At 29.7% G+C, this 18,053-nt stretch carries 20 protein-coding genes; 5 read left to right on the top strand and 15 right to left on the bottom strand.

The genetic code is table 11. The features are described from left to right. Positions 1 to 150: 150 nt before the first annotated feature. The 3 genes from B5464_RS01840 to B5464_RS01825 all read left to right on the top strand — a co-directional run bounded on the left by B5464_RS01840 (position 151) and on the right by B5464_RS01825 (position 2,839). Positions 151 to 1,158, top strand: coding sequence for a 3-oxoacyl-ACP synthase III family protein (locus B5464_RS01840; protein ID WP_079736956.1), 1,008 nt, complete (start codon positions 151 to 153; stop codon positions 1,156 to 1,158). A gap of 146 nt (positions 1,159 to 1,304) precedes the next feature. Beyond that, positions 1,305 to 2,117, top strand: a complete 813-nt coding sequence (locus B5464_RS01835) for a GLPGLI family protein (protein WP_079736955.1) — start codon at positions 1,305 to 1,307, stop codon at positions 2,115 to 2,117. Between the two features lie 359 nt (positions 2,118 to 2,476). Continuing rightward, positions 2,477 to 2,839: a CoA-binding protein gene (locus tag B5464_RS01825; protein ID WP_079736953.1), complete on the top strand. Its 363-nt coding sequence runs from the start codon at positions 2,477 to 2,479 to the stop codon at positions 2,837 to 2,839. Here B5464_RS01825 and B5464_RS01820 read toward each other — a convergent pair whose 3' ends face one another. From B5464_RS01820 to pyrR, 5 genes are read right to left on the bottom strand one after another with little or no spacing between them, the layout of a single operon-like run. Beyond that, positions 2,840 to 3,754, bottom strand: a complete 915-nt coding sequence (locus B5464_RS01820) for a ribonuclease Z (RefSeq protein WP_079736952.1) — start codon at positions 3,752 to 3,754, stop codon at positions 2,840 to 2,842. Continuing rightward, complete coding sequence (locus B5464_RS01815; protein ID WP_079736951.1) at positions 3,751 to 4,071, bottom strand: T9SS type A sorting domain-containing protein; 321 nt, start codon at positions 4,069 to 4,071, stop codon at positions 3,751 to 3,753. The genes B5464_RS01820 and B5464_RS01815 overlap by 4 nt, the downstream gene beginning before the upstream one ends. Before the next feature lie 10 nt (positions 4,072 to 4,081). Further along, the gene (locus tag B5464_RS01810; protein WP_077809726.1) at positions 4,082 to 4,414 is read right to left on the bottom strand and encodes a hypothetical protein; all 333 of its coding nucleotides are present in this window, start codon (positions 4,412 to 4,414) and stop codon (positions 4,082 to 4,084) included. 1 nt (position 4,415) lies between these two features. Beyond that, the gene (locus tag B5464_RS01805; protein ID WP_077809725.1) at positions 4,416 to 5,345 is read right to left on the bottom strand and encodes an aspartate carbamoyltransferase catalytic subunit; all 930 of its coding nucleotides are present in this window, start codon (positions 5,343 to 5,345) and stop codon (positions 4,416 to 4,418) included. Positions 5,346 to 5,404: 59 nt separating this feature from the next. After that, positions 5,405 to 5,944, bottom strand: a complete 540-nt coding sequence (gene pyrR, locus B5464_RS01800; RefSeq protein WP_079736950.1) for a bifunctional pyr operon transcriptional regulator/uracil phosphoribosyltransferase PyrR — start codon at positions 5,942 to 5,944, stop codon at positions 5,405 to 5,407. 191 nt (positions 5,945 to 6,135) lie between these two features. On the opposite strand from pyrR, the gene B5464_RS01795 reads away from it, so the two are divergent. Then, a complete protein-coding gene (locus tag B5464_RS01795; RefSeq protein WP_079736949.1) occupies positions 6,136 to 7,506 on the top strand; it encodes a lipopolysaccharide assembly protein LapB in 1,371 nt (456 codons plus the stop codon). Between the two features lie 102 nt (positions 7,507 to 7,608). Here the strand turns inward: B5464_RS01795 and B5464_RS01790 are convergent, their stop codons facing one another. The 5 genes from B5464_RS01790 to B5464_RS01770 form a co-directional block, all read right to left on the bottom strand. Next, positions 7,609 to 7,845, bottom strand: coding sequence for a hypothetical protein (locus B5464_RS01790; protein ID WP_079736948.1), 237 nt, complete (start codon positions 7,843 to 7,845; stop codon positions 7,609 to 7,611). Between the two features lie 70 nt (positions 7,846 to 7,915). Continuing rightward, positions 7,916 to 8,641 (bottom strand): head GIN domain-containing protein, encoded by a 726-nt coding sequence (locus B5464_RS01785; protein WP_079736947.1) that lies wholly within the window; start codon positions 8,639 to 8,641, stop codon positions 7,916 to 7,918. A 97-nt stretch (positions 8,642 to 8,738) separates the two neighbouring features. After that, positions 8,739 to 10,421, bottom strand: coding sequence for a PspC domain-containing protein (locus B5464_RS01780; protein WP_079736946.1), 1,683 nt, complete (start codon positions 10,419 to 10,421; stop codon positions 8,739 to 8,741). After that, on the bottom strand, positions 10,414 to 10,758 hold the full coding sequence (locus tag B5464_RS01775; protein ID WP_077809719.1) for a PadR family transcriptional regulator: 345 nt from the start codon (positions 10,756 to 10,758) through the stop codon (positions 10,414 to 10,416). Before B5464_RS01775 ends, B5464_RS01780 begins: the two co-directional genes overlap by 8 nt. A gap of 10 nt (positions 10,759 to 10,768) precedes the next feature. After that, positions 10,769 to 11,200, bottom strand: a complete 432-nt coding sequence (locus tag B5464_RS01770; protein WP_079736945.1) for a DUF4870 domain-containing protein — start codon at positions 11,198 to 11,200, stop codon at positions 10,769 to 10,771. Between the two features lie 150 nt (positions 11,201 to 11,350). Here B5464_RS01770 and B5464_RS01765 point away from each other — a divergent pair, with 150 nt between their 5' ends. Beyond that, complete coding sequence (locus B5464_RS01765) at positions 11,351 to 11,806, top strand: DUF4442 domain-containing protein (protein ID WP_079738954.1); 456 nt, start codon at positions 11,351 to 11,353, stop codon at positions 11,804 to 11,806. 1 nt (position 11,807) lies between these two features. Here the strand turns inward: B5464_RS01765 and B5464_RS14415 are convergent, their stop codons facing one another. From B5464_RS14415 to B5464_RS01745, 5 genes are all read right to left on the bottom strand, one after another. Beyond that, positions 11,808 to 11,963: a hypothetical protein gene (locus tag B5464_RS14415; RefSeq protein WP_172830845.1), complete on the bottom strand. Its 156-nt coding sequence runs from the start codon at positions 11,961 to 11,963 to the stop codon at positions 11,808 to 11,810. Positions 11,964 to 12,111: 148 nt separating this feature from the next. Continuing rightward, positions 12,112 to 12,810 (bottom strand): DUF4369 domain-containing protein, encoded by a 699-nt coding sequence (locus B5464_RS01760; RefSeq protein WP_079736944.1) that lies wholly within the window; start codon positions 12,808 to 12,810, stop codon positions 12,112 to 12,114. Between the two features lie 39 nt (positions 12,811 to 12,849). After that, complete coding sequence (locus tag B5464_RS01755) at positions 12,850 to 14,154, bottom strand: DUF819 domain-containing protein (protein WP_079736943.1); 1,305 nt, start codon at positions 14,152 to 14,154, stop codon at positions 12,850 to 12,852. 2 nt (positions 14,155 to 14,156) lie between these two features. Then, the gene (locus B5464_RS01750; protein WP_079736942.1) at positions 14,157 to 14,837 is read right to left on the bottom strand and encodes a DUF2490 domain-containing protein; all 681 of its coding nucleotides are present in this window, start codon (positions 14,835 to 14,837) and stop codon (positions 14,157 to 14,159) included. 1 nt (position 14,838) lies between these two features. Then, positions 14,839 to 18,000 (bottom strand): hypothetical protein, encoded by a 3,162-nt coding sequence (locus tag B5464_RS01745; protein WP_079736941.1) that lies wholly within the window; start codon positions 17,998 to 18,000, stop codon positions 14,839 to 14,841. Between the last annotated feature and the right edge of the window lie 53 nt (positions 18,001 to 18,053).

Genomic DNA, 18,053 nt, shown 5'->3' with positions numbered 1-18,053 from the left:
AGTCAAAAAAAATACCAAAAAGAAGATTCTGACAAGATGACAGAAAGAAGTTTTTTAATGTCAATAAAAACTATTTCTGATATAAAAACAAAAATCACTATTTTTGCTAATTACAAACAAACGAATAATTAAAATATTGACCATTAAATTATGTATAATTCAAAAATAACAGGTCTTGGATATTATGTTCCTGATAATGTCGTAAAAAATGATGATTTAAAGGAGTTTATGGAAACTTCTGATGAGTGGATTCAGGAAAGAACGGGCATAAAAGAAAGAAGATGGATAGACCCAAAATCTGGAGATACAACAGCGGTTATGGGAGCAAAAGCTTCTAGAATTGCCATTGAAAGAGCGGGTTTAACTAAAGATGATATTGATTTTATAGTATTTGCAACTTTAAGCCCAGATATGTATTTTCCTGGTGGCGGAGTTCAAATTCAAGAAATACTAGAGATGCCAACTATTGGTGCTTTAGATGTACGTAACCAATGTTCTGGTTTTATTTATGCAATGTCTGTAGCAGATCAGTTTATTAAAACTGGTATGTACAAAAACATTTTAGTTATTGGTGCAGAAAATCATTCTGGTGGTTTAGAAAAATCTACAAGAGGTAGAAATGTATCTGTAATTTTTGGTGATGGGGCAGGAGCAGCTGTACTTTCTAGAAGCGAAGAAGCTGGTAAAGGTATCTTATCATCTCATTTACACTCAGAAGGAAAACATGCGAAAGAATTGGCGTTAATTGGTCCTTCAACTAAAAGATGGGTTCCAGAAATTATCGAAGCTAATGATCCTGATGATGTTTCTTATTATCCTTACATGAACGGACAATTTGTTTTTAAACATGCAATAGGGCGTTTTTCTGAAGCAATTGTAGAAGGTTTAGAAGCAAATAAATTGCAAAAAGAAGATATTGATATGCTTATTCCGCATCAAGCAAATCTGCGTATTGCTCAATTCATTCAAAAGAAATTTCAACTTTCTGATGATAAAGTGTACAACAATATCATGAAATATGGTAATACAACTGCAGCATCTGTAATTATTGCGTTAACAGAAGCTTGGGAAAAAGGAAAAATAAAAGATAATGACCTTGTGGTTTTAGCTGCTTTTGGTAGTGGATTTACATGGGGTTCTGTAATTATACGTTGGTAAATATTATATTTTACTTATAATTTAAAAAGACTTGTTGTAACAAGTCTTTTTTTTGTTTTACATCTTTTTAAAACAGGCAAATATCATTTAAAACTCTTGTTGTTTAATATTTTAGTATATTTGTTAAACAATAAATAGATGTTATTATGAAAGTCAGTTATATTAAGTATGTTGTTTTTGTTTTTTTGTTCTCAATTTCTTCGACCTATTTTTCTCAAAGTTTTAGTGGTAAAGTAACTTATGTTTCAAAATCTAAAATGCAATTAGGAAAATGGGGAGCAAAAATGAGTGAAGCTCAGAAAAAACAAATTGCCAGCAGACTTAAAAACAGGTTAGAAAAAACATATGTTTTAAAATTTAACAAACAAGAATCTTTTTTTAAAGAAGATGAAAAAATAGATGCTATATCTGGTGCAACAGATTCTTGGGGGGCTTATTTTTCTAGAGGAGATCAATACAAAAGTATTTCAGATAACAAGTTAATTCAGTCTCAAGAGTTTTATGGTAAAAGGTTTTTAGTAAAAGACGATTTATATAAAATTAATTGGACTTTAGGTTCGGAAACAAAGCAAATAGGCAACTATACCTGCTTTAAAGCAAAAGCATTTGTTCCTTATAAAGAGTTAAAATGGTTCGAATTTTCTTGGAGTGATTTAAACGCATCTAATAAAGAAGGGCAAGAAGAAAAAATGATTGTAGTAGAAGCGTGGTATACACCTACAATACCAATTGCCCAAGGACCAGCAGAATATTGGGGTTTACCAGGATTAATATTAGAAGTAAGTGCCCAAAATACAACGCTTTTATGCACAGAAATAGTTATAGATAAGCAAAATAATTTAGAGGTTTCTCCACCAGAAAAAGGCAAAGAAATAACTAAAAAGGAATATGCGGAAACTGTTAAAATTAAAATGTTAGAAATGAGAAATAATAGAATGGGTAGAGGTAGAAGAGGTTAATTTTTTTTTATAGTTTTGATCTATACTTTTAGAAATTATTTATGAGAAAAAATTTAAAAATACTTTTATTATTATCAAACATCTTTCTATTTATTTTTGTTTTAAATGCATTTGTTAAATTTATAATTTTCGAGGGTACAAAGACCAATTCGATACTTATTTTTATCTTTTGTATTGTAAATATTATAATAGCTGTTAAAGGCTCTATAGAGGCCACAGAAAAAAACAAATAAAAAATCCGTAGTATTATATACTTCGGATTTTTGTTATTAAATCAAATAAATTACTTTAGTGAAGACAAAGTAATTATCTTATAGACGAATGTAAAATCTATTTGTTTCAATTTTTATTTAAAAAATATGAGTAAGAAAACGTTAGTAATAGGAGCCTCTTTAAAAGAAGAAAGGTACTCTAACCGTGCAATACAAAAATTAAGAGCTCACCAAATTGATACTGTTGCTATAGGCTTAAGAAAAGGTATAGTTGCAGATGTTAATATAGATGTAGAGAAAAAAGAGTATCAGAATATAGATACGGTTACTTTATATTTAAATCCGAAAAGACAAGAAGAGTATTACAACTATATTATAGATTTAAAACCCAATAGAGTTATTTTTAATCCGGGTACAGAGAATTTTGAATTTCTTAAGATGTTAAAGAAGAATAATATAGAAAGTGAAATTGCCTGTACCTTAGTTTTGTTAGGAACAAGCCAATACTAATTATTTTAAAGTAAATTTTGCACCAGGTTTTGCTAAAGAAACATTATCAAAAACAGTTTTTGCTTCTTTTTGAAAGACAGTTGTGTCTGGATATCTACCAGAAAAATGACCTAGAATTAATTCTTTAGCGTTTGCATCTTTGGCAATTTTAGCAGCTTCTATAGAAGTAGAGTGCTTTGTTTTTTTAGCCAAATCTAGTCTGTCTGCTAAAAAGGTAGACTCATGATACAATAAATCTACATCTTTTATAATTGGTACAATATCTGGTTTATAACTAGTATCGCTACAAAAAGCATAGCTTAATGGTTTTGGTGGGTCTAATGTTAAACTTTTATTTGGTACAACTTCACCAGAGGTTAATGTAATATCTCTACCAGCTTTAATGTTTAAATAATCTGCTTTGTCAATTTCTGGATAACCGCTAATATTTAGCATGTTTAATTTTCTTGGTTTTTCTTTCTCTTTAAAAAGATAACCATTTGTGTACACTCTGTGGTTTAAAGGAATTGTATTTACGGTAACTTTATCATCTTCATAAATTAATTCACTTTCTTTTGAAGTTAGTTCATGAAACACCATATTAAATTTGGCGTGAGATTCAGATATTTTTAGCATCTGCATCGTTGCTTTTTGAATACCTTTTGGCCCGTAAATATGCATTTCTTTTTCTCTGCTTAACATACCATATGTAGATAGTAAACCAACCAAACCATAATAGTGGTCGCCGTGTAAATGAGAAATAAATATGTGATTTATTTTAGAAAAGCCAACTTTGTATTTACGCATTTGGCGTTGTGTGCCTTCGCCACAATCTATAAGAAAATGATTGTTGTTAATTTCTAAGTATTGTGCAGTAGGAAATGCGTTTGCACGAGGTGTTGCAGAATGACAACCTAGAATAGTAAGGTTTATCATTTAATTACAAAACGTTTAGAAATTACTTTCTTATTGTTCTGTATACTGTAAATGTACATACCTGTAGCTAAATCGTTTTTATAAAATGGTATTTTATTTTTACCCGATGTAGTATTGTACGTTTTCTTAAAAACAGTTTTACCCAAAACATTTCTTACAGTTAAAATAACCGAAGAATTCGAAACAGAATTGAAAGTTATATTTGTAACACTTGTAAAAGGATTAGGCGCAGTAGATAAGTTATCTACAGTTTTTTCTTGCGAAAAAGCTGTAAATGAAACCGATAAAAATAAAATGAAAAGTATTTTTTTTACCATAAATTATCTTTTAAAATCCTAATTCTCTTTCTATTGCTTCCATTTCTAAAATATCTTCTGCTTCTTGCAAAGTAGGTACAATATTTAAGTTTTCTGGAAAGTTATCAATATCAATAACCGAATTAACTATCACAAATGATGTGCCATTTTGTTGTTTTTCTTCGGCTATATCCAAAAATAGTAAAAAATCTTTATTTTCTAAGCTTATTTTTTTAGAAATATGAATAATTAAATGTCCGTCTTTAATGTATCCGTAGTTATCTTTAAATTTTTTATAAAATTCTGTAAAGTTTTCTTCTTCGGAAGTTACAAGTATATAATTCTCTCTTTTTGTAATTAGCATGTTATCTTTTTATTTGTTGCGCCAATAAATAAATTACTGCCATTCTTACAGCAACACCATTTTCTACTTGATTAAGTATAATAGAATCATTAGAATCTGCGACATCACTCGTTATTTCTACACCTCTATTTATTGGTCCTGGATGCATGATTACAATTTTCTTGCCAAGGTTGTCTAATATTTGTTGATTTATACCAAATAACTGTGTGTATTCTCTTGTCGACGGAAAATATTTAATATCCATTCTTTCATGCTGCACACGTAAAACATTGGCAACGTCACACCACTCTAAAGCTTTTTTTAAGTTTGTTTCTACTTCTACACCCAAGCTTGTAATATGTTTAGGTATAAGTGTTGTAGGCCCACATACTTTTACTTTTGCACCTTGAAGTTGTAATGCGAAAATGTTAGACAAAGCAACTCTAGAATGTAAAATATCACCAACAATAACTATTTTTTTACCTTTTACGCTTCCTAATTTTTCTCTAATAGAATAAGAATCTAAAAGTGCTTGTGTTGGGTGCTCGTGAGTACCATCTCCGGCATTTATAATTTTTGCATTTACATGTTTAGATAAAAATACGCCCGCCCCAACATTACCATGTCTCATTACAACAATATCTACCTTCATGGCTAAAATATTGTTAACCGTATCTATTAAAGTTTCTCCTTTTTTTACAGAAGATTGTCCTGCAGAAAAGTTAATTACATCTGCAGAAAGTCTTTTTTCTGCAAGTTCGAAACTTAGTTTTGTTCTTGTGCTGTTTTCAAAAAATAAATTTGCAATGGTAATATCTCTTAAAGATGGTACTTTTTTAATAGGTCTATTAATTACCTCTTTAAAATGATCTGCAGTTTTAAAAATAACATCAATATCATTGGGTTTTAAATATTTTATTCCCAATAAATGTTCTACGCTTAATTCTGACACATCAACATATTTAAGTTAGATATTTGTTTTTTATTCTTCATGGTAGCTTGTAAACTTGGTTACTTTAATTCTATAAAAACAGCGTCTTTGCTATGGGTTTCTTTCCAGGTAACCAAAACACGCTCTTCATTTATAGCATCTACTTGTCGGCCTCTATAATTTGGCTGAATTGGTAAATGCCTGCTAAATCTTCTGTCAATTAAAACCAAAAGTTCTATATTTTCGGGTCTTCCGTAAGACTGAATTGCTGTTAAAGCAGCTCTAATACTTCTTCCAGAAAATAAAACATCATCAATAATTACAACTTTTTTACCTTCTATTAAAAAATCCATTTCTGTAGTTTCTGCAGCCAACGGTTTTTCTTTTCGTCTAAAATCGTCTCTGTAAAAAGTAATGTCTAAAAGTCCTAACTCTAAGTTTTTAATATTATAATCTGTTTTTAGCAAATTGGCTAATCTATTTGCCAAATAAGAACCTCTTGGTTGTAAACCAATAAGTACTGTATTAGAAAAATCATTATGGTTTTCAATTAACTGACAAGCTAATCGATGAAGAATAATTTCAATATCTTTTGAGTTAAGTAAGGTTTTTTTGCTCATAAGAAGGCTATCAATTTAAGTTGATAGTTATTGAAAATCAAAATTAATGTAAATTTATGTATGCACAAAATTATTAAGGCTTAAATAAAGTTGGCTTTTTGTTAATTAAATTGTTGAAAAGAAAAACTACACAGCCAATTGTTTTCCTAGAGTTATACTACCTTTATTATCATAATTCAAATCTCTTAGTTATGTCTCTATTAAAATTTGAATCGATGCTCAAAACCAACAATATTTATTTTTTTGATTTGGTAGAGTTTGAAGAAATCATCATACATTATTTAGATTCTGGTAAAGTATCATTAGCAAAAAAAGCAATAAAATTGGGGTTAGAACAACACCCAGAATCTATTGATTTAAAATTGTTGATGGTAGAAATGCACTTAACAGAGCATGAGGTAGATAAAGCAGAAAAACTTTTAAAAAAAGTAGCAATTATTGCACCAGATAATGAAGAAGTTTTTATACAAAAAGCTACAATAAACTCTAAAAGAGGATTGCATAAAGTTGCCATTAAAGATTTAGAAAAAGCTTTAGATTTAACCGAAGATAAAGTAGATGTTTGGTCTTTATTGGGTATGGAGTATTTATACTTAGATGATTTTACAAATGCTAGAAAAAACTTTGCAAACTGTATCGAAGTAGATTACGAAGATTATTCTGCACTTTATAATATTGTGTATTGTTTCGATATGCAAGAAGAGCATGAAGAGGCTGCAACATACTTAAAATCTTACATAGAAATAAACCCTTATTGCGAAGTTGCATGGCATCAATTGGGGAGACAATATTTTGTTTTAAATAATTTTGAAGAAGCTTTAAAAGCTTTTGAATATGCTGTTTTAATTGACGAATCTTTTTTAGGCGGATATCTAGAAAAAGCAAAAACATTAGAACAATTAGGAAATTTTCAAGATGCTATAGATAATTATTTAATTACTTTAGAGTTAGATGATCCTACTGCATATGCATACATTAGAGTAGGTGAGTGCTACCAAAAATTAGAAAATTTAGAAGCTGCAATTTCTTACTATAAAAAGGCTGTACACGAAGATCCATTACTAGATAAAGGTTGGGGTTTATTAGCTAACATTTATTTTGATCTAGAAAATTACCAAAAAGCATCTTATTATTTATCTAAAGCATTAAAAATAGACGAAGACAATGCGGTGTATTGGAGAAGGTATGCAGAAATAAAACTAAAACTTAGCTTTTTTGAAGAAGCCGTTTCTGGCTATAATAATTGTTTACGTTTGGGCGATAATTCCCCAGAAATTTATTTAGGTTTAATTGATGTTTTATCATTTTTAGGTGAATATAATTACGCTTTAAAAGTAATTTTTGAAGCTCAGAAAATACATAAAGACTTTGCAGAAATAGAATACCGATTTGCAGGTTTATTTTTTATTATGAATAAAAATAAATATGCTTTTTCTCATTTGATCAAAGGAATGCAGATTGATTATGATTATCACATCATTTTAAAAGAGCTTTATCCTACGGTTTATGATAATTTAGAAGTTAAAAAGCTTTTAAGTAACTACAAAAAAGCAACGGAATAGTTACAAAAAAGTAAGCGCTGTTTTTTTAAAAACAGCGACTTACCAAGTAAACTAATAAAACCAAGTATTAGTAACCATATTAGAAGTTAGCTTTCTAATTTTTTATTTTTTTGCATAAAACTGTTTGCTGTTTTTCGACAAAATTTCATTTATATTTTTTGGTTGTTCTAATTTAGAAGAGTTTTCTGTAAAAACATTCTTATCGCCTTTTATTGACTTATAAAATTCAGAATTTTTTTCTATTTGAGTATTCGAAATCCAATTAAAAAAGAACATGATTATTGCAATTAATACTTTTACAATCATAGAATCTTTAAAGGAATCTAATAATGTTTTCATAGCTGGTTTTTTAGAATTCTTAAGGTTTATTACAACCTGAAGAAATCATTTTTTGATTGATTGATTTATTTTATTTTCTAGAAATACTACCTCCAGAAGAAGACTTTTTATTTACAATTTTCGGATTACCTTTATAATCAATATCTCCGCCACTAGTTGCTTTCGCTTCAATTTTTTCTGAAGCATAAATATCAATATCTGCACCACTTGTTACTTTGGCAATAACGTTTTTACTTTCTAAGTCGTAAGCATCAATAGAACTTCCGCTTGTAGCGCTACATGCATGATTGGTTGTAATACCAGCAATATTAATGTCTGATCCACTTGTAGATTTTGTAGCTACACTTTCTGCATCAACTTTAATATTTATGTCTGCGCCACTTGTTGCAGAAATAGATATTTCTTTAGTATTTATAACATCTTCGGTATACACATCTGCACCACTTGTAGCTTTTAAATTAGATAGCTCTTTTAGTGTTACATAAACTTTTCTTGATTTCGATTGCCAAATATTTTTATCTGTATAAATTCTTAAAACACCATCATTAACTTCGGTTTTTATAATTTCTTGTAGGTTTTCATCAGCTTCTACAACAACTTCTGTATTGCTACTTTGGCTAATGTATAAATCGATACCGTTGCTTACATGTATACTGTTAAAAGTATCGCTAACGTTTCTTGTCTCTGTAGTAACATTTCTATTACCATTTACTTTATTTAAATAATCGACACCACAAGATGTTAAAATAGTCGATAAAAATAAAATTGTTAAAAGTTGGTTGATTGATTTTTTCATGATGTTGTTTTTAAGTTTATATGGTAAATATCACAGTTAAGACGCTTATTGCCAATATAAAGTTGCCCAGATGTATTTTATTTGTACTGAATTGTAATTAAAATGTGTCTTCAACTTTTTTATCTTCATCATCTTCTTTTTCAATTGTACAATCTGTACATTCTAAAGCGCTGTTTGTCATTTTAAAATAATGATTAGTCATTTCGTCTTCGTCTAAATTACTTTCATTTGTAACATTATATAAAAATGATTTAACCGAATTATCAAAATAGATAGTAGAAGTAGTTGGTAAAAACAGCGTAATTACAATTTCTTCATCTTTAAAAATATTTTTTATGTTCGAAAGAAAGTAAGCATCTAATAAAAGCTCATTATTAGAAAAAGTGAAGTTATATGCTATTTTTTCAGCATTTTTACTCGCTCTAATACTACTTCTGCCATAAGATTCTTTTTGAATAATTACATAAGCTTCGTTTGTATTGCTTTTATTAACATCAATTCTTATGTCATTTGTATAAACCATACGCTTATTATCAACTTCAACTTCGTGTCTTCTAGAAGATCTTCTTAAGTTGTGTTTATAATAGATCTCGTCATTGTTAATCATCTTTACAGTTAACGTGTCTTGTTTCGAAATTGTAAGATTCTTTTTTACCACATTTTTACCATAATTAGCATGTGTTGTGCCAAATTCTATTGCCGTAAAAATGATCATTAACAAAGCAATTATCCATAGACCTAAAAGAGATAAAGAGGTTGCTCTACTAACTTGTTTTACATTACTAGATAACATTCTTAAACCTAAAATTAATAAGGCTAAAAAAGGAATACCAACTAAAACAAATAAAGAAACTGTTAGCAACCATCTTGGTAGCGTTGCGTCATAAAAGAATTCTGGGTAACTAATATAATTTCCATCAATATTTAAGAATTCTAAACTTCCTACAGAAAACCCTCCAATAATTAGAGATAAAATAATGGCGGCACCTAAGAATACAAATAGTACACCTAAAAACTTTCCTATAATTTTAAAAAAGCCAAGTATAATTTTACCAATTGTATCTAAAAAATCTTGTAAACCATTATTTTTTTTTGTCTTTGCTGAAAAAGTTTGACTCATTTTTTCTGAGAACTCATTAGCACCATCTTTAAATTTTTCTGATGCTTGATTCGCAACATTTCTAACATTTTCTGATACGTTAGAAAATTCTTCTCTAATTTTCTTTTCAATGTTATCAATATTTACAGGTTCACCTTCCATCTGTAATTTTTCTGCTGTAGTTTTTGCCTCTGGCAATAGAATCCATAAAATAATGTAAATTAAAATTCCGAATCCTGCTCCAAAGAAAAGTGCCAACAAACCTAAACGAATCCAAATTGCGTCAATATCAAAATAATGCGCAATACCAGATGCAACACCACCTAAAAATTTATCATCGCCATCTCTAAATAATTTTTTCCCAGAAGTATTATTTCTCTTATAAGAATAACTTGCATCAGAATATGCTTCTTCTGCCTCTGCGTAATCTTCGGGTTGCCCCATTATTACAATAATATCTTCGATATCACCTTCGTTAACAACTTGTCTAGCATCAGTAATTTTTTCTGATAAAAGTTCACTTATACGTGCCTCTATATCTGCTATTATTTCATTTTTTCCTTGCGGATCTTCACTTAAAGATTTAGAGATAGACTCTAGATATCTTCTTAGTTTTTGATAGGCAATCTCGTCTATGTGGAAGAAAAATCCGCCTAAATTTATATTTATTGTCTTATTCATCTGAAGTTGGTTTTGTGCTAATTACTTGGTTAACTGCGTTTACTAAATTACTCCATGTTTTGTCTAATTCTTTTAAAAACATGCCTCCGTTTTCTGTTAAAACGTAGTATTTTCTTGGTGGTCCAGAGGTTGATTCTTCCCATCTGTACGATAATAAACCAGCATTTTTTAAGCGAGTTAGTAACGGGTAAATGGTTCCTTCAACCACAATCATTTCTGCACCTTTAAGCGTAGAAAGTATTTCTGATGTATATGCATCTCCATTTTTTAGAATGGATAAAATACAATACTCTAAAACACCTTTTCTCATTTGTGCTTTTGTGTTTTCTATCTTCATATAATGTGGTTTATTTAATAAATTTTATAGTAAAAGGATACTTGTAATTTTCTCCTTCTTTTGCTTTTAAAGAAGCTATTATAACTAATGCAATGCCAATTAAATAAATAATACTTGCTACCGTACCAAAACCAATTATTCCTAAAAAGTTATGAGAATTTAAATCTAAATTGATGCTAAAATTGTCGAAATGATTGAATTCTCTTATAAAAGAACCAAAGGCAAATGGAATAAATGTTATGGTCAACAAAAAAGAATATAAAGTGTAGCTAATATTAAAATTTACTGCCTCTTTACCTTGTTCATCTAAAAAATCACTTCGTTCTTTTAATGTTTGCCACGCTATTAATGGTGTAATTATATGGCCAAAAGGAAATATAAAACCAGCAAAAGCAGATAAGTGAATTAAAAAGGCGTTTGTATTTTGTTTATTATTTTTCATGATTATAGTATATAATACTTTCTTATGCAAATATATATCTTAAAAAAGGTATTATGCAATACATAGTACTATAATTAACATTTTTTTAACATTTTTAAAATGCTAAATATGATTAATAAAAGTGGTACTTTGCCCATCTTAATAAGCAATATGAAGATTACACCTAAAAAAATAAACCTGTTTATGTTACTTAAATTACCATTGGGTTATTTAAGCGGAATGAGAGTTTTATCTATATCTAAAGATGAGGCAGTTGTAAAAATTAAACATAAATGGATGAATCAAAATCCTTTTAAAAGTATGTTTTGGGCAGCACAAGGTATGGCTGCAGAAATGAGTACTGGCGTTTTGGTGATGAAAGCTATCGAAGATTCTGATAGAAAAGTTTCTATGTTAGTTACCAAGCAAGATGCAGCGTTCTATAAAAAGGCAACGGGTAAAATTATATTTACTTGCAATGGTGGTTTAGAAGTTACCAAAGCTATTCAGAAATCTATTAAGACAAATGAAGGGCAAGTTGTGGTTTTGTCTTCCGAAGGCATAAATGAAGACGGTATATTAGTTTCAAAATTTAACTTTGAATGGAGTCTAAAAGTAAAGGCTTAAACTAATTCGGTAGTTTTTTTCTAAGATATAATTTTGGTCTTTCTTCGTTGTAGTCACAATCTTGAAAGATACCACAAGAAACACTAGTTCTAGCTAAAGATTTTGTCTCTTCGTGTTTTTTAGATAAGGCTTCAATTTCTGGAGATAAATATTTCATAATTGATTATAATTTAAAATTATGATGCAAAACTAGATTTTTTTTGAAGCAAATATGTTAAATAAAAGATAATTTTAGATTATTGATACTTTATCGAAATAAATTTTAAGCATAAAAAAAACCGAGTAAAAACTCGGTTTTTTTTAATTTATTCTTTTGCTTTTATTTCGCTTATATATTTATCTAAACGTTTACCGTATGCAGATTTTTTAACATCTATTGATAATGAATTATTAATTGTGTCTAATAATTTAATGTTTGCATCGTACAATTGTGTTAATGCAATATATGGTGCTACTTCTAAGTCTTTATTGTTTAACGCAAAATTTGTTGTGTAAAGATATTTTCTACGAATCATTCTATCAAAGTCAGTTTTAACTTTGGTCATTAAATCTTGATCCTGTGCTTTTGTAGCTTCAAATTCTTTTTTAATAAATTCTAATCGTTGGTTTTTAAACTTGTTATTAACCTTTATAAAATTATTTAGAACTTCTTGATTTTTAGAACCTGTAATCTCTGGGTTGAATCCGAAAATATCAATATTATCATTAATTGTAATAGTTCCTTTATCACCAAAAAATAAAATTTTCTTATCCGTTGTTTTACTATCAAACGCTAAATAGTACATCACAGGCGATTCTACATTGTCTGTTAATTTAAAATTTCCGTCTCCAAAAACATTTACAGAATCTACAGAAACCAATAGTGTATCATTCATTTTCTGAAGATATAAGGTTCCTTTTTTAAGACCTTTTATGTTTCCTTGAACAATCATGTTTCCATCTTTTTTAGACGAACATGCAAAAATTAACATCGATGCTAGTAAAACTGTTACTATTTTCTTCATTGTTTATAAAAATTTAGTCTGCAAATATGCTTTATTTTTTTAAATAGTTGAAGCTAATTCCATTAAAATTGTACACAAAATTGCACCAACTGTACCAATAGCGTATCCAAAAACAGCTAATAATACACCAACAGTTGCTAAAGAAGGATGAAAAGCTTGAGCTACAATGGGTGCAGAAGCGGCACCACCAACATTAGCTTGACTACCAACTGCTAAAAAGAAATAAGGTGCTTTAATTACTTTAGCAACAATTATTAATAAAACAGCATGTATTGTCATCCAAACAAAACCAATTGCAATTAACCCTGGATTTTCAAATGCCTGATTTAAATCCATTTTCATACCAATTGTTGCTACTAAAATGTATATAAAAATACTACCAAGTTTACTTGCACCAGCGCCTTCATAGTTTTTAGCTTTAGTATAAGATAATAAAATGGCTACAATTGTAGAAATACTAATTAACCAGAAAAAACCAGATCCTAAGAAAGAAAACACATTTCGCCAAGTTTGAGATTCTATAGAGGCGACAAACTCAGAAAAAAATTGACTTAAGTATTTTGCTGAAAAATGACCAAAACCAACAGTACCAAATGCTATAGCAAGCATAATCATAAAGTCAGTTAATGTTGGATTTTTCTTTACTTTTTTAGTAAATAAAATTACCTTTTCTTTTAAGTCTTCGATAGCAGAAGTATCTGCTTTTAGCCATTTGTCTATTTTTTCTTTCTTACCAATACCAATTAGTAAAACTGCCATCCAAACATTTGCAATTACAATATCAACAATCACCATTCCGCCATATTTTGCAGGATTGTATTTGTAAATTTCTAGCATTGCAGTTTGGTTTGCACCACCACCAATCCAGCTACCAGCTAATGTAGATAAACCTCTCCAAACAGCATCAAAATCTGCACCACCAACTGTTTCGGGTGAAAATGCAGAAATTAATAATATTGCTAAAGGTCCGCCAATTATTACACCAACAGTACCAGTAAAAAACATGATTAATGCTTTAGAGCCTAAATTAAAGATAGCTTTTAAATCGATACTTAGTGTCATTAAAACCAAAGCAGCAGGTAATAAGAATCTACTAGCAACGTAATAAAGTTGAGAAGAGTTTTTACTAACAGCGCCTGTTGCATCTGTAGTTTGCCATTCCGGAGAAATAATACCAACAGTGGTAAAAATAGCAGGAATAAAATATGCCATAAATAAACCTGGCACTATTTTATAGAATTTTGGCCAGAAGCCAGTTTTTAATCCTTCAGTATAAAAAACAAAGCCTAAAGAAATCATTAGGATACCAAAAACAATGGCATCATTTGTAAAAATTGGTTGCATAATTAAATTGTTTTCTTAGAAAAATCTGTATTTACAATGATACCTAATTGTAATCTTTTAAGTACTTCATTTGGCGTTTTAATTTGAAAATATCCGGCTTTTAATTTTATTGTATTGTTTAATTTATGCATAAAACCAGCACCTGTCCAGTTTTGAGCAAATCTCTTGCCTCTATCAAGGTTTAAGAAAAGTTCATTAAAAGCGTAAACACTCCAAGTTTTCGAAAGAGGATAACTTACATTCAAATCGTATCGTAACCAATTTTGAAATGCATCAACATTAAAATCTTGATGAATAAAGCGTTGCTCTAATCTAAAACGATGTTTTGCAGTAAATTCTCCCCAAAAAGACTTTAAATTTAAATCTTGGTAGTAACGATATTCGTATAAGTAATTTGATGGTGATTCGTAATTTCTATCTGCTGTAGCGTAACTTAGACCAAGTGTAACATTTACCTTTGGATTAAATGTATAATTTAAACCTAACCTATATATTTCTTGTTGAAAGTTTTCTGTAAGCTCATAATATCTAAAATGAGCCATCGTTTTTAAACCAAATTTATCAGATAATTTATGTGAACCGTTATACATAAACCAAGTACCTAATTTATCTTCTGCGGTAGATTGAGCCTTTGCTTTATTAATTATAAAGCAAAGGCAAATGAATAATAATAGTTTACGCATATTAATTTATAGAGTAAATTTTAGTGTCTTTAAATAAAGAAATTTTAATAGACTCTGTTTCTTTTTTGTAGTCTAACCAATCTTTATTAAAGAATGCGTTTGTTTCTGTAAGAGCTTTTTTAAATTCTTCTTTAAATTGATTCATTAAAACAGTCTCTGTTGATGTTTGTTCTCCAAAACGAGAACGGATGTATCTACTTGCTTGTCCAAAACGTTGATTAACTGTAATTTCTGGATTTCTAGTAATACCTTGTCTTTTGTCTATAGAACCTAAATATTTAGCAAGTAAACCATCTATCTTTTTAATAACATTTTTAGAAGACTTAATTTGATCTTTATATTTTTTCTTGTCTTCTTTTGTTAACTGAGATTTAATTGTAGTTGCAGTATTTTTGCTTTCAACTAGTTGTTTTACAACATTTGTAATTTTCTCTTGATACTTCTCTAGCTCTTTACTTGCATTGTATTTTTGATTAATTGCTTTGTCAGAAATTTTTAATCTAGGATCAAATTCTACTTTGATGTTTTGTTCTTCTATGACATCTCCAAATGTCATTTTTAAACGATATGTACCTGGTTTAACTGTAACACCACCAGGTTCTCTACTAGATTTTCTAATTCTTCTAGAAGCCCTAGCAACACCTTTTTCTCTTAAATACCATGTAGTTTTATGTACACCGTTTTCTTTAGGAGCTTTAAATTTTAAAGTTCTAATTTGTCTATTACCATCAAAAATTTCTAATTTAATAGAATCGAATTTTACTTTATTTTCTTTTGATGATTTATTTTTAGTTCTAGGAACATTAACATAATAAGAAATTAATGCACCACTTCTTCTGTTTTCTCCTTGATAAAGTCCGTCTGCACCAAATCTACTACCTGTAGGTTGTTGTCTTGCTGCTTGATAGGCAACAGGAGGTTCAAATAAATGTAGTTTTTTAGAAGTTGCGTTTTTAGCAGCTAAAGCTCTTAATGGTTTAATATCATCTAATACCCATGCAGCTCTACCAAAAGTACCAATAACTAAATCGTCTTCTCTCGGATGAATTATTAAATCTTTAACAGGAACAGTTGGGAAACCGTTTGTCCATTTTGTCCATTTTTTACCAGCATCTACAGAAATGTATAAACCATCATCTGTACCTAGAAATAATAAATTTTCATTTTTTGGATCTTCAATTATAGATAATGTATAACTCTGTACATCATTTTCATCTACAATTCTTTCCCACGTTTTACCGTAGTTTTTAGTTCTATAAGCATACGGAGTGTAATTAAAACGTCTATAATCATTTGCGATTAAAAGAGCTTCGCCTTTATTTTTGTTTGAAGCTTTAATTTGAGTAATCCAGCTATTTTCTGGTAAACCTTTTAAGTTTTTAGCTACGTTTGTCCAAGAGTTTCCTCCGTTCATTGTAATATGAACTTGACCATCATCTGTTGCTGCCCAAATTACATCTTTTTGTAATAAAGAAGGTTCTATAACAAGCACCGTACAGTGATTTTCTGCACCGGTTGCATCCATAGTTAAACCACCGCTTTCAGATTGTCTTAATTTTTCTGGATCATTTGTAGATAAATCCGGAGAAATAACCGTCCATGTTAATCCCTTATCAGTAGATTTATGTACAAATTGACTACCAAAATAAAGTGTAGAATTATCGAATGGATCTATGTTTATTGCAGAATTCCAATTAAAACGCAATTCTACATTAGGATTTTTGTGTGTTGGTTTTACAGAATAATTATTACCTGTTAAGTAATCAAATCTAGATACAGAACCTTGTTGACTCATTGTCCAACCATATCTAGAATCGTCTTTGTCTGGTACAACATCAAAACCATCACCAAAACTAATTTCTTGCCAATAAGAATTTCTAATTCCTTGAGATTTCCAAACATAGGCAGGACCTCTCCAAGAACCGTTATCTTGCATACCACCGTAAACATTATAAGGAAATTCGTTATCAACATTTATATGATAAAACTGTGCTACAGGTATGTTACCTATAAAACGCCAAGATTTACCACCATCTTTGGTAATATTTAAACCTCCGTCATTTCCATCAATCATAAATTTACCATTATTTGGATGGATGTACCAAGCATGATGATCTGGATGCACACCATTATCTACGCCATAAGCAGGCATTAATTCTTTAAAGCTTTTACCGCCATCTTGAGAAACGTTCACATACGTAAAAACTGTATATAATCTGTTTTCATTTTGAGGGTCTACGTAAATTTCTGAATAATAGAACGGACGATTCCCGATACCAGGTTTATCGTTTATTTTTTTCCATTTAAAACCACCATCTTCACTTTTGTAAAGTGCATTTTTTTTAGATTCTACCAAGGCATACACAATGTCTGGATTACTTGGTGCAATAGCAACACCAATTCTACCTAATTCGCCTTTAGGAAAACCTTCTTTTTCTGTGATTTTTTTCCAATTATCACCTCCATCATAAGTAATATATAATCCAGAGCCTTCTCCCCCAGATTTAAAAAACCAAGGATCACGCTTGTGTTCCCACATTGCAGCGATTATTTTATTAGGATTGTTTGGATCCATTATTAAATCTGCAGCACCAGATTTTTCATTTGTAAATAAAATTTGTTTCCAAGTTTTACCACCGTCAGTTGTTTTATAAACACCACGTTCTTTATGTTCTCCCCAAGGAGAACCAATTGCAGCAGCGTAAACAACATCCGGATTTGTAGGATCTATAACAACTCTATGAATATGTCTTGTTTTTTCTAAACCCATAGATTTCCATGTTTTTCCGGCATCCAAAGTTTTATAAATACCAAAACCACCATTTAAACTGTTTCTTGGGTTACCTTCACCAGTACCTGCCCAAACAACACTTGGGTTAGATTGTTGTATTGCAACAGCACCAATAGAGGCTGTAAGTTCTTTCTCGAAAATAGGTTCCCATTTAACGCCACCAGATGTAGATTTCCAGATACCGCCAGAAGCAGTACCAGCATAAATAATTTCTGGGTTAGCAGTAACAACATCTATAGAAGTTACTCTACCAGACATACCGCCCGGACCAATATTTCTAGGTTTCATGTTTTTTACTAAATCCATAGAAAACTCTTGTGAAAAGAGTAGGGAAGTAGCGCACAAAAAGACAAGTGTAAATAGTTTTTTCATTAGTTTGAGTTTGTTGAATTTGAATAATAGCGAACAAGATACAAAATAGAAAA

It is taken from the genome of Polaribacter sp. KT 15 (genome assembly GCF_900143115.1).
Lineage (GTDB): Bacteria > Bacteroidota > Bacteroidia > Flavobacteriales > Flavobacteriaceae > Polaribacter > Polaribacter marinaquae.
Note: the sequence above shows the minus strand (reverse complement) of the source record. Positions and strands in the feature narration are given on the sequence as shown.

Excerpts from the sequence above, each read along its gene's own strand:
- B5464_RS01825 (WP_079736953.1), top strand. The coding sequence starts at position 2,477 with ATGAGTAAGAAAACGTTAGTAATAGGAGCCTCTTTAAAAGAAGAAAGG.
- B5464_RS01785 (WP_079736947.1), bottom strand. The coding sequence starts at position 8,641 with ATGAAAAAATCAATCAACCAACTTTTAACAATTTTATTTTTATCGACT.
- B5464_RS01795 (WP_079736949.1), top strand. The coding sequence starts at position 6,136 with ATGTCTCTATTAAAATTTGAATCGATGCTCAAAACCAACAATATTTAT.
- B5464_RS01840 (WP_079736956.1), top strand. The coding sequence starts at position 151 with ATGTATAATTCAAAAATAACAGGTCTTGGATATTATGTTCCTGATAAT.
- B5464_RS01765 (WP_079738954.1), top strand. The coding sequence starts at position 11,351 with ATGAAGATTACACCTAAAAAAATAAACCTGTTTATGTTACTTAAATTA.
- B5464_RS01745 (WP_079736941.1), bottom strand. The coding sequence starts at position 18,000 with ATGAAAAAACTATTTACACTTGTCTTTTTGTGCGCTACTTCCCTACTC.
- B5464_RS01820 (WP_079736952.1), bottom strand. The coding sequence starts at position 3,754 with ATGATAAACCTTACTATTCTAGGTTGTCATTCTGCAACACCTCGTGCA.
- B5464_RS01780 (WP_079736946.1), bottom strand. The coding sequence starts at position 10,421 with ATGAATAAGACAATAAATATAAATTTAGGCGGATTTTTCTTCCACATA.
- B5464_RS01760 (WP_079736944.1), bottom strand. The coding sequence starts at position 12,810 with ATGAAGAAAATAGTAACAGTTTTACTAGCATCGATGTTAATTTTTGCA.
- B5464_RS01815 (WP_079736951.1), bottom strand. The coding sequence starts at position 4,071 with ATGGTAAAAAAAATACTTTTCATTTTATTTTTATCGGTTTCATTTACA.
- pyrR (WP_079736950.1), bottom strand. The coding sequence starts at position 5,944 with ATGAGCAAAAAAACCTTACTTAACTCAAAAGATATTGAAATTATTCTT.
- B5464_RS01810 (WP_077809726.1), bottom strand. The coding sequence starts at position 4,414 with ATGCTAATTACAAAAAGAGAGAATTATATACTTGTAACTTCCGAAGAA.
- B5464_RS01770 (WP_079736945.1), bottom strand. The coding sequence starts at position 11,200 with ATGAAAAATAATAAACAAAATACAAACGCCTTTTTAATTCACTTATCT.
- B5464_RS01835 (WP_079736955.1), top strand. The coding sequence starts at position 1,305 with ATGAAAGTCAGTTATATTAAGTATGTTGTTTTTGTTTTTTTGTTCTCA.
- B5464_RS14415 (WP_172830845.1), bottom strand. The coding sequence starts at position 11,963 with ATGAAATATTTATCTCCAGAAATTGAAGCCTTATCTAAAAAACACGAA.
- B5464_RS01750 (WP_079736942.1), bottom strand. The coding sequence starts at position 14,837 with ATGCGTAAACTATTATTATTCATTTGCCTTTGCTTTATAATTAATAAA.
- B5464_RS01790 (WP_079736948.1), bottom strand. The coding sequence starts at position 7,845 with ATGAAAACATTATTAGATTCCTTTAAAGATTCTATGATTGTAAAAGTA.
- B5464_RS01755 (WP_079736943.1), bottom strand. The coding sequence starts at position 14,154 with ATGCAACCAATTTTTACAAATGATGCCATTGTTTTTGGTATCCTAATG.
- B5464_RS01775 (WP_077809719.1), bottom strand. The coding sequence starts at position 10,758 with ATGAAGATAGAAAACACAAAAGCACAAATGAGAAAAGGTGTTTTAGAG.